The 10,105-nt window shown below is 67.6% G+C and carries 9 protein-coding genes; 6 read left to right on the top strand and 3 right to left on the bottom strand.

Features of this window, described 5'->3' with window-relative positions; genetic code table 11:
* The 3 genes from ACOJSF_RS05595 to ACOJSF_RS05585 form a co-directional block, all read right to left on the bottom strand.
* Nucleotides 1–2,355 (bottom strand): TonB-dependent receptor (locus ACOJSF_RS05595; protein WP_420141236.1); only part of this gene is annotated, 2,355 nt, incomplete at its 3' end.
* Nucleotides 2,356–2,438: 83 nt separating this feature from the next.
* Nucleotides 2,439–4,415 carry a PAS domain S-box protein gene (locus ACOJSF_RS05590; RefSeq protein WP_420141235.1) on the bottom strand — a complete coding sequence of 659 codons (1,977 nt, stop codon included), beginning with the start codon at nucleotides 4,413–4,415 and terminating at the stop codon, nucleotides 2,439–2,441.
* Between the two features lie 39 nt (nucleotides 4,416–4,454).
* Nucleotides 4,455–5,507 carry a DUF3667 domain-containing protein gene (locus ACOJSF_RS05585; protein WP_420141234.1) on the bottom strand — a complete coding sequence of 351 codons (1,053 nt, stop codon included), beginning with the start codon at nucleotides 5,505–5,507 and terminating at the stop codon, nucleotides 4,455–4,457.
* An 80-nt stretch (nucleotides 5,508–5,587) separates the two neighbouring features.
* Here ACOJSF_RS05585 and ACOJSF_RS05580 point away from each other — a divergent pair, with 80 nt between their 5' ends.
* The 6 genes from ACOJSF_RS05580 to ACOJSF_RS05555 form a co-directional block, all read left to right on the top strand.
* Entirely contained in the window at nucleotides 5,588–6,859 is a 1,272-nt protein-coding gene (locus ACOJSF_RS05580) for a glutamate-5-semialdehyde dehydrogenase (protein ID WP_420141233.1), read from the top strand.
* Nucleotides 6,823–7,488, top strand: coding sequence for a nicotinate-nucleotide adenylyltransferase (locus ACOJSF_RS05575; RefSeq protein ID WP_420141232.1), 666 nt, complete (start codon nucleotides 6,823–6,825; stop codon nucleotides 7,486–7,488). Before ACOJSF_RS05580 ends, ACOJSF_RS05575 begins: the two co-directional genes overlap by 37 nt.
* Nucleotides 7,489–7,568: 80 nt before the next feature.
* Nucleotides 7,569–7,907, top strand: a complete 339-nt coding sequence (gene rsfS / locus ACOJSF_RS05570) for a ribosome silencing factor (protein WP_420141237.1) — start codon at nucleotides 7,569–7,571, stop codon at nucleotides 7,905–7,907.
* Nucleotides 7,908–8,330, top strand: coding sequence for a 23S rRNA (pseudouridine(1915)-N(3))-methyltransferase RlmH (locus tag ACOJSF_RS05565; RefSeq protein ID WP_420141231.1), 423 nt, complete (start codon nucleotides 7,908–7,910; stop codon nucleotides 8,328–8,330). It abuts the gene before it with no gap.
* A complete protein-coding gene (locus tag ACOJSF_RS05560; protein ID WP_420141230.1) occupies nucleotides 8,330–9,124 on the top strand; it encodes a murein hydrolase activator EnvC family protein in 795 nt (264 codons plus the stop codon). The genes ACOJSF_RS05565 and ACOJSF_RS05560 overlap by 1 nt, the downstream gene beginning before the upstream one ends.
* Nucleotides 9,125–9,205: 81 nt before the next feature.
* The coding region (locus ACOJSF_RS05555) for a S41 family peptidase (protein WP_420141229.1) at nucleotides 9,206–10,105 on the top strand (900 nt) is incomplete at its 3' end.

The following is a 10,105-nucleotide window of genomic DNA, read 5'->3' as shown; positions in this document are numbered from 1 at the left end:
CAGGTTGCGGATCCAGCCGTAGATGTTGAAGCCCGCATCGTTGCGCACGCCCACGCGCAGATTCTGCACCGAATAGCCGTTGATGTCGGTGTAGATCGAGCGCGAGGCGTTGCTCGAGAATTTCGAACGGTAGCTGCCGTCCCAGCCGATATAGGCCTCACCACCGCCTAGGATCGCGACCGGTGCGTTGAACTCGACGCCGTAGGCGAAGGCCCATTTGGAGATGCCGGGCAGCCACTGGCCCGACACGTCGCACACGGCCGGGCTGAGCGCACCCGGCACGCCCGGCGCCCCCGGCGTCTGCCCCGGACCCGCGATGGTGCCGCCCGAAAGCTCCGGCGGGCATGGCGCGTTGTCGAACCGCACATATTCGGCATCGGTGTACGTGCCGTTGACATACGCATTGATCCGCTGCGTCGGTCGGATCGAGAATTCGGCCTCGATCCCGCGCGAGCGTACGCGATCGGCATTGGCGAGATAACCGCGCAGCACCGACGTCTGGCCGTTATTCACCAGTGCCTGATAGTCGCGGATGTCGGTCCAGAAGCCGGTCAGGTTGAAGGTCGCGCGCCGATCGAGGAACTGGGTCTTCAACCCGACCTCGAAATGGTCGACCTTCTCGGGATCGACCTGCGCGACCTGCGTCTGCGGTACGCCGTTGGCGTCGTTCGGCACGCCGTTCAGGTTGACGCCGCCCGACTTGAACGCGCGCGAATAGGTCGCATAGCCGAGGATGTCGGCACTGACCTCATAGGAGGCGGTGACGTCGTAGGACAGGTTCCAGTCGCTGAAATTGGTGCGGAAGGTCTGCGGCGCCTGCACGCCGCGCTGCGCCACGATCCAGGGATCGGTGCTGACGAAGTCGACGATCTGGCGAACACCGGTCGATGCCGTGCCCGTCACGACCGAATCGTAAAGCCCCTTCTTTCGATCGTAATTGACGCGGAAGCCCGGCGCGATGCTGAAGGCGTCGGTCAGCTTGAAGGTCAGCTTGCCGAACGCCGCGGCGCTGGTGTTGTCGAGGCGGATGTCGTTATTCGCCTCCAGCCCGTCCAGCACGGCGGGATTGCGCGAAAGCGCGCTCGACGGGGCGAGCAGCCACAGGCTGGCATCGCGCCCGTAGGTCTGGATGCCGCGCGTGCGGATCGTCTGGTGGAAGCCGAACAGGCCGGCGACGAAGTCGATCCGCTCGCCTTCGTGGGCATAGCGGAACTCCTGCGTATACTGCTTCTGGTCGGTAGGATTGTTGACCTTGGGATTGACCTGCAATCCGGTGAAGTCGCGGTCGTTCGCGGGATCCCAATCCCAGTAGCGATAGGCGCTGACCGAGGTCAGCGTATCGTCCCCGATGTCCCACACCGCGCGCAGCGACACGCCGCCATGCTCGTTGCGCGCGCGGATCTGCGCATCGAGATCGGTCACGCGATCGAAAGCATTGGTGCTCGGCACGGCATAAGGCCGGGTCGGGTTGGCGGCGTTATAGGCGGCGACCAGCGCGGCATACTGACGGTTAGCGGCGCGCTGTGTAGGCCCGTTGCGCACGTAGATCTGCACGCAGCAGAGCGGATCCTGCACGTTATAGTCGCCCGAAAGGAAGACGCGAAGCGTCTCGGTGGGCTTCCACAACAACGTTCCGCGTAGGCCCAGATTATCCTGCGCGTTCAGGTTCTGACCGGTCACGACATTGTGGATCGTGCCCTTGCGATCGGTCGCCGACACGCTGATCCGCCCGGCCAAAGTCTCGCTCAGCGGGCCAGACACCGACGCCTTGGCCTGCTTGAAATCATAATTGCCGACGCTGACCTCGGCGCGCCCTTCCAATTCGAAGCTCGGTTCGCGCGTGGTGACGTTGATCGCGCCGGCGGTCGTGTTCTTGCCGTACAGCGTGCCCTGCGGCCCGCGCAGCACCTCGACCCGGTCGACATCGACGAAGTCGAGCGTCGCCGACGCGATGCGATTATAATAGACCTCGTCGATATAGATGCCGACGCCCTGCTCGATCCCGTCATTGGTCAGGCCGAGCGGCACGCCGAGCCCGCGAATGTTGAGCGTCGAATTGCGGGGGTTGGTCGAGAAGAACTGCACCGTCGGCAGGATCTGCTGCAGCCGGTTGATGTTGTAGCTGCCGGTTCGGTCGAGCGCTTCGCCGCCGACGACCGAGATCGCGACCGGCACGTCCTGCACCGATTCACTCCGGCGGCGCGCGGTGACGAGGATTTCGTCCTGCGCATTCACTCCGCGCGCGGCGGCCGGAGTGGCACGCGGCGCACCGGCCGCCCCGTCGGCTTCCTGATTCGAACCGGACTGCGCGGTTGCCGCCTGGGCGGCGAACAGCAGGGCAAGCGTCAACGACATTATGGATTCCCTCCCTTTACCGGGGAATCCCTATTTCAATATGGGGTATTAGGATAATCAGACTTGGTTGACCGGAGGCAAGCTCAGCTTCTTGTCGTGTCGGATGTCTCCGCCCGCGCGCGACCGGTCCGGCCGAGCACGGCCAGCAGGTCATCGACCGCGTAGGGCTTTTGAAGCAGCTCGAAGCCGTGGCTGCCCTCCTCCGCCAACACATGGCTGTAACCGCTGGTGAGGATCACCGGGAGGCCGGGCCAGCGGCGACGTATCTCCTCGCCCAGTTCGACGCCGTTCATCCCCGGCATCACCACGTCCGAGAAGACGAGGTCGAAGACCGCGGAGGATTGTTCCAGCTGCCTGAGCGCATCTTCCGCGCCGCTCGCCCAGGTGACGTCCTGCCCCAGTTCCTCAAACAGGCCGCGCGAAAAGCCGCCGACCACCTCGTTGTCCTCGACCAGCAGGATGTGTCGCCGCACGGGGGGCAGGGATACGGGACGTGGCTTCGAATCGGCCGGGGCTGTGACCGATGGTCGTATGCGCGGCAGGAAAAGCGTGAAGCGACTCCCCGCGCCCAACTCGCTCTCGACCCCGATCTCGCCGCCCGACTGCTTGACGAAGCCGTAGACCTGGCTGAGCCCCAGGCCGGTGCCTTTGTTGACCCCCTTGGTGGTGAAGAAGGGCTCGAAAATGCGCTCAAGCGTCCCGGCGTCGATGCCCGAACCGCTATCCTCGATCGAAATCGCGGCGAACGATCCTGTCACGGCGGCATGGCGGCGAAGCGCGGGGACACCGTCGACCGGGCGGACGGAAATCACCAGCCGCCCGCCCGCCGGCATCGCGTCGCGCGCGTTGATGACCATGTTGAGGATCGCGGTTTCGAACTGGTTGGGGTCCGCATTCACTGCCCCGGCATCATCGGCGATGTCATAATGCAGCTCGACCGGCGAGCCGAGCGTGGTGCGAATGATGTGCTCCATGCCCCGGATGCGATCGCCCGCGACGAAGCGCTCGGGGCGCAGCGGCTGGCGCCGCGAGAAAGCGAGGAGCTGGCTGGTCAGCTGGGCCGCGCGCTCGGCGGTATCCGCGATCGATTCGATGTAGCGCCGCTGCTTCTCCGGCGGCAGCTCCCCCCGCCGCAGTAAATCGGCGGAGGCGCGGATCACCGTCAGGAGGTTGTTGAAATCGTGCGCGACGCCGCCTGTCAGGCGACCGATCGCCTCCATCTTCTGCGCCTGCGCCAGCGCCTCGCGCGCCTCCTGCATTTCGCTCTGCTGGCGGAGCCGTTCGGTCAGGTCGCGCGTGATCTTGGCGAAGCCCAGCAACGAGCCATGTTCGTCATGGACGGGCTGAATGAGCACGCCGGCGCGGAAACGGCTTCCGTCTTTCCGGACCCGCCACGCTTCGGTTTCGTAGCGTCCTTCGGCAAGCGCGGTGGCCAGCGCGCGATCCGGCTCGCCCGCCGCGCGATCCTCCTCGGTATAGAAGCGCGAGAAATGGTCACCCACAACTTCGGTGGCGGAATAGCCCTTGATGAGCGCCGCGCCCGCATTCCAGTTTGTCACCCGGCCCTGCGGGTCGAGCATGTAGATCGCATAATCCTGCACGCTTTCGACCAGCAGACGGAAACGTTGCTCGCTCTCGCGAAGCGCCTGCTGCGCCTCGCGCCGGTCGGTGATGTCGCGCGTCACCTTGGCGAAGCCGATTAGCTCGCCCGTCGGTGTGCGCACCGGATCGATGACCACGCTCGTCCAGAAGCGGGTTCCGTTCTTGCGGACGCGCCACCCCTCCTGCTCGAACTTGCCCTCTTGCGCTGCGATGCGCAGCGCGCGTGCGGGCAGATCCACCGCCCGGTCCTCTTCGGTGTAGAAGACGCTGAAATGCCGCCCGATGATCTCGTCGGCGCTGTAGCCCTTGAACCGTTCGGCGCCGGCGTTCCAGCTCGCGACGTGGCCCTCCGCGTCCAGCAGATAGATCGCATAGTCGACGACCGCGCCGACCAGCAGCTCAAACCGCCGGTTTCCTCCGAAAGCGTCAAACTGTCCGCTACGCTGCGCCTCGGCCATACCGTCTTCTAGCGCCGCGCTTGCCCGAAGGCGAGCAAGCTATTCGCTCCCCATGTAAAACAGCAGCGAGAGGAAAAGAGTGGTCGAAATCGTGACGATCAGCAGGAGAGCGAACGTCCGCCACCCGGCCCCGAACCGGCCGAGCCGATAAGTGCCGCGCAGATGCTTGTACATGTGGAGCGGGGGGATGGTCAGCGCCGCGATGGCCAGCAGCCCCGTGGGCACGCCGATCCTGGACAGCACGACCAGACTGACGACGCCAAGCGACATGAAGGCGAGCGAATAGATCGCGAAAATGGCATGGTCGTACAGGCCTACATCCCGCCGAAATGCGAACAACAGCCAGATGAAGGGGAGCGAGATCGGGATCAGCGCCCAGCTGAACTTATAGCCGTTGCTTTTCATCTTGTAGAGCAGAAGGTCGGGGTTGGCGGCGGCGTGCGCGACCGCTTCGTTCAGCCAGCGCCAGCCGAGATCGACCTGGACCGTCGCCGGACGGGACGCGTGCGCGGGCACGGCGCGGATCGCGCCGGTCTCCATCGCCCGGTCGATCGCCGCAACCTCCCGCTTCGCCTCGGCGATGCGCCTGTCGAGTGTGGCCTGCTGCACGGCCGACCTGGTCCCGGCCCTCTGCGCCTCCAGCGTCGCGAGGGTGGTGCGCGCCTCGGCCAGCTCGGCGCCCGTGCGGATCGCGGTGCCGATCTCCGACTTGCCGCCGCCCGCCAGGTTCGAAACCACCGCGAACATCAGGAAGACCGTGAACAGGAACAGCGCCATTGGCGACACGAACTTGACGCGTTCGCCTTCGATATAGCGGCGGGTCAGTTCACCCGGCCTGCGGACCAGAAGCGGCAGCGTCCGCCAGATCTTGCCCTCGAAATGAAACACTCCGTGCGCGAGGTCGTGCAACAAGGTGTGCAAGTCGCGATGGACATGCCCCGATTGCCCGCAGGTCTGACAATAAGGCCCGACCCGGATCGTCCCGCAATTGGCGCACGGTTCCGCATCCGCGTGTCCGATGGCGGGCGCGCCCGTCCGCGCACGCTCGATCTCCTCCCGCCACGCCTCGCGCTGCGCTCCATCCCCCGTCATGCCCGCAATGTCGCTTAAGCCGGCCCGCGCGTCGAGAGGCTTCGCGCACTCCCAAGCATGGCGAAACATGCTAGGCGCGCATGATGACCGATGCGTCCCCATCCGATCCCGTCGCGCTGATCGCTGCCATGGGCCGGCGCGCGCGCGATGCGGCGACCCTGCTCGCGCTGGCCCCGACCGAGATGAAGGCGTCAGCCCTGCGCGCCGCCGCGCAGGCGATGCGCGCGCGGGCGGACACGATCCTTGCCGCCAATGCCGACGATCTGGCGCGCGCGCAGGCGGCAGGCCTGTCCAGCGCGATGCTCGACCGGCTCGCGCTCACGCCGGACCGGATCGAGGGCATCGCCGGGGGGCTCGATGCGGTTGCGGGCCTGCCCGATCCGGTCGGCTGTCCGATCGACGAGGCCGAACGGCCCAACGGGCTGCGTCTGCGCCGTGTGCGCGTGCCGCTGGGCGTGGTCGGGATCATCTACGAAAGCCGCCCCAACGTCACGGCGGACGCGGGCGCGCTGGCGCTGATGGCGGGCAATGCCGCGATCCTGCGCGGTGGGAGCGAGGCGCGCGCGAGCAATCACGCGATCCACGCCTGCCTGCGCGACGGGCTCGACGCGGCGGGCCTGCCGGGGGACGCGATCCAGCTCGTCCCCGTATCGGATCGCGCGGCGGTGGGCGCGATGCTGACGGCGGCGGGCCTGATCGACATCATCATCCCGCGCGGCGGCAAGAGCCTGGTCGCACGCGTCCAGACCGAGGCGCGGGTGCCGGTACTCGCGCACCTCGACGGTATCAACCACCTCTATATTGACCGCGCCGCCGATCCGGCGATGGCGCGGACGATCGCGCTCAACGCCAAGCTGCGGCGCACGGGCATTTGCGGCGCCACCGAAACATTGCTGATCGATCGCGCCTACGCCGATCCGGCCCCCATTCTCGCCGCGCTGATCGATGCGGGATGCGAGGTGCGCGGCACCGATGCCGTCCGCGCGATCGAACCCCGCGTCGCGGCTGTCGACGATGCGGACTGGGACACCGAATATCTCGACGCGATCCTGTCGGTCGCATTGGTCGATGGGGTCGAGGGCGCGATGGGCCACATTGCCGCGCACGGATCGCACCATACCGACGCGATCGTGACCGAGGACGCCGCCACGGCCGAGCGGTTCCTGGCGCAGGTCGACAGCGCGATCGTGATGTGGAACGCCTCCACCCAGTTCGCCGCTGGCGGCGACTTCGGGCTGGGGGCGGAGATCGGCATCGCGACCGGCCGGCTCCACGCACGCGGTCCCGTCGCGCTCGAAGGGCTCACCACCTACAAATGGCAGGTCCGGGGCGCGGGGCAGGTCCGGCCTTGAAGCGGACGGGCCTGCTCGGCGGTTCGTTCAATCCCGCGCATCGCGGCCACCGCCGGATCAGCCTCGCCGCGATCGAGGCGCTGGCGCTCGACGATCTCTGGTGGCTGGTTTCGCCCGGAAACCCGCTGAAGGAGGCCGCGCCCGACATGGCGCCCCTCGCCGCGCGCCTCGCCTCCGCGCGGGCGATGGCCCGGCATAGCCGGATCGTGCCGACCGCGATCGAGCAGGAATTGGGCACGCGCTACACGGCCGAAACGCTCGCCAAGCTCGTGCGCCGCTTTCCCGACCGGCGCTTCATCTGGCTGATGGGCGCCGACAATCTCGCGCAGCTGCATCGCTGGCGCCATTGGCGAAGGATCGCCCGCACCGTCTCCATTGCGGTCATCGCGCGTCCGGGATATGATGGCGCCGCCCGATACGCACCCGCGATGGGATGGCTCAGGCGTTTCGTCCGCCGCCCGGGTCACGCCAGACACTGGACGATGTGGAGTCCGCCGGCGCTCGTGCTGCTGCGCTTCCGTCCCGATCCGTCTTCCGCGACGCGGGTGCGCGCCCTTGAGCCCGACTGGCCGTCATCCCTCGCAACAATGGGCCTGCGCGACCGCGTTTCGCGCCGGCTGATCCCCTAGGAGGTTCCTTGCCCGCCATCGCTTCGCAATCCGTCGAGCCCCCCGCCGATCCGGCCGACAGTATTGACGCGCTCCATCGCATGATCCTCGACTCGCTCGATGACGACCAGGCGATCGAGACGGTGTCGATCCCCCTCGCGGGGAAATCGTCGATCGCCGATTACATGATCGTCGCGTCGGGCCGGTCGAGCCGCCAGGTGGGATCAATGGCGGCCAAGCTGGCCGAGAAGATCAAGGCGGCGACCGGGCGCAGCCCGCGCGTCGAAGGCATGCCGACCGCCGACTGGGTGCTGATCGACGCGGGCGACGTGATCGTCCACCTGTTCCGTCCCGAGGTGCGCAGCTTCTACAATCTTGAGCGCATGTGGGCGTTCGGCGATTCGCCGCGTCCCGCCAGCGGGACCGCCGGCGCGGCCTGAGTGCTGCTCCATATCGTCGCGCGCGGTCGCATCGGGCGCGGTCCGGAGGCGGACCTCGTCCAGCGCTATCTCGGCCGCATCGCCTGGCCAACGCGGATCACCGAACTGCCCGACCGGGGCGGCCGCGTCCCTGCGATGAACCCGGGCACCGTCACGATCCTGCTCGACGAAAAGGGCAAGACGTTGCCTTCGCTCGCCTTTGCAGAGCGTCTCGGCCGCTGGCGCGACGGCGGGGTGCGCGAGGCGCGCTTCCTGATCGGCGCAGCCGACGGCTTCGGCGACGCGGAGCGCGCGGAGGCGGACCTGCTGCTCAATTTCGGAGTCATGACCTGGCCGCATCTGCTCGCCCGCGCGATGCTGGCCGAGCAATTGTGGCGTGCCACGTCGATCCTGGCTGGCCACCCTTATCACCGCGAGGGCTGATGGCGCTTGCTTTCGCCCTGGCGCTCGCGGCGGCGACGCCGGAGGCGCAACTCGCGGCGGTCGAGGCACAGGCGCGCGTCCAGGAGCGGCGTCTGGCGACCGCGCAGGCCCCGCTCGCCGCCCTCCTCGCGCGCGTCGAGCGGATCGTACGGCGGCCTACGCTGCTGGCCCTGCTCGACGGCGGGGCAAGCGATCTCATCCGCAGCCGCGCGCTTCTCGCCTCGCTGCGGCCGATGCTCGGAGCACGCATTGCCGCGCTCCAGCGGCAGCGTATCACGACGGAAGCGGCGCGCGCGCAGCTGGCCCAGCACGTGGCCGAACGCGCCGAGACCCGCGCGCGCTTCGGCAGCCTCGACCGCGCGGCGCTGAACCGCCGGCTGGCCGTGCTGCCGGGCCCGGTCGGCACCGTTAGCGCTCCTGCGGGCAAGCCGGTCTATCGCCTGCCCGCCGTGGGGCGGGTGGTAATCGGCACGGGCGACCGAACCGACGACGGTCTGCCGTCCAGCGGCCTGACGCTGGCGACCGCGCCCGGAACCGCAGTGATCGCCCCGGCCGCCGGCCGCATCGCCTATGCCGGCCCATTTCGCGGCTATGGCGACATCGTCCTGCTGGATCATGGCGGAGGCTGGGCGACCCTGCTCGCCGGGCTCGCGCTCGCAACGGTCGGTGTGGGGGAGACGGTGCCGCAGGGCGCACCGCTCGGCCGAATGGGCCCATCGCCCCGCCTGACGATCGAGCTGCGCCACCATGGCCGGCCGGTCGATGTCGCCGGCATGGCGGCACAACGTCGCTAAGGACGGCGTTCAGCCCTCCGCAAGGCCGTTTCGCGTTACCTTGCGACGCGCTACAGCCATCCGATGAGAAAGCCGGCATCGATGCGTAAAGTTCTTCTTCGTGGCGCGGGTCTGGCCGGCGCGATGGCGCTGTTGCCGGCCATTTCCGCCGGCCTCGCCCAGACCGAGACCGATACCTATCGCGAACTCGACCAGTTCATGGCGGTGATGGAACGGATCAAGGCCGACTATGTCGAGAAGGTCGACGACAAGACGCTGATCAAGGGCGCGATCGACGGCATGCTCGCCAGCCTGGATCCGCATTCGTCCTACCTGGACGAGCGCGACTTCAAGAACATGCAGACCACCACCGACGGCAATTATGGCGGGCTCGGCCTGACCGTGCAGCTCGACGAGGGCGCGGTGAAGGTGGTCGCGGCGAGCGAGGATACGCCGGCGTGGAAGGCCGGCATCAAGCCCGGCGACTATATCACCAACATCGACGGCAAGCTGATCTACGGCGATTCGCTGGACATCTCGGTCGACAAGATGCGCGGCACGCCCGGCACGCAGGTCCGCCTGACGATCGTCCGCCCCGGCCGCGACAAGCCGTTCGACGTCACGCTGACCCGCCAGATCATCGAGATCAAGCTGGTCAAGTGGGAGGTGAAGGACAATGTCGGCATCATCAATGTCAACGGCTTCTCCAAGCCGACCGGCCCGGGCGTCGAGAAGGCGATTGCCGACATCGACCGGCAGACCGGAGGGCGCGTGCTGGGCTACGTGCTCGACCTGCGCAACAATCCGGGCGGGCTGCTCGACCAGGCGATCGAGGTGTCGGACGTCTTCCTCGATCATGGCGAGATCGTCTCGCAGCGCGGCCGCGAGAAAACCGACATCCAGCGTTATTTCGCCGAGCGCGCGGTGAAGGGCGATCTGGCGAAGGGGCGGCCGATCGTCGTGCTGGTCGACGCCGGCTCCGCCTCCGCCGCCGAGATCGTG

Source organism: Sphingomonas sp. (genome assembly GCF_048594985.1).
Classification (GTDB): domain Bacteria; phylum Pseudomonadota; class Alphaproteobacteria; order Sphingomonadales; family Sphingomonadaceae; genus Sphingomonas_I.
This window is presented reverse-complemented; position numbering and strand designations above follow the sequence as displayed.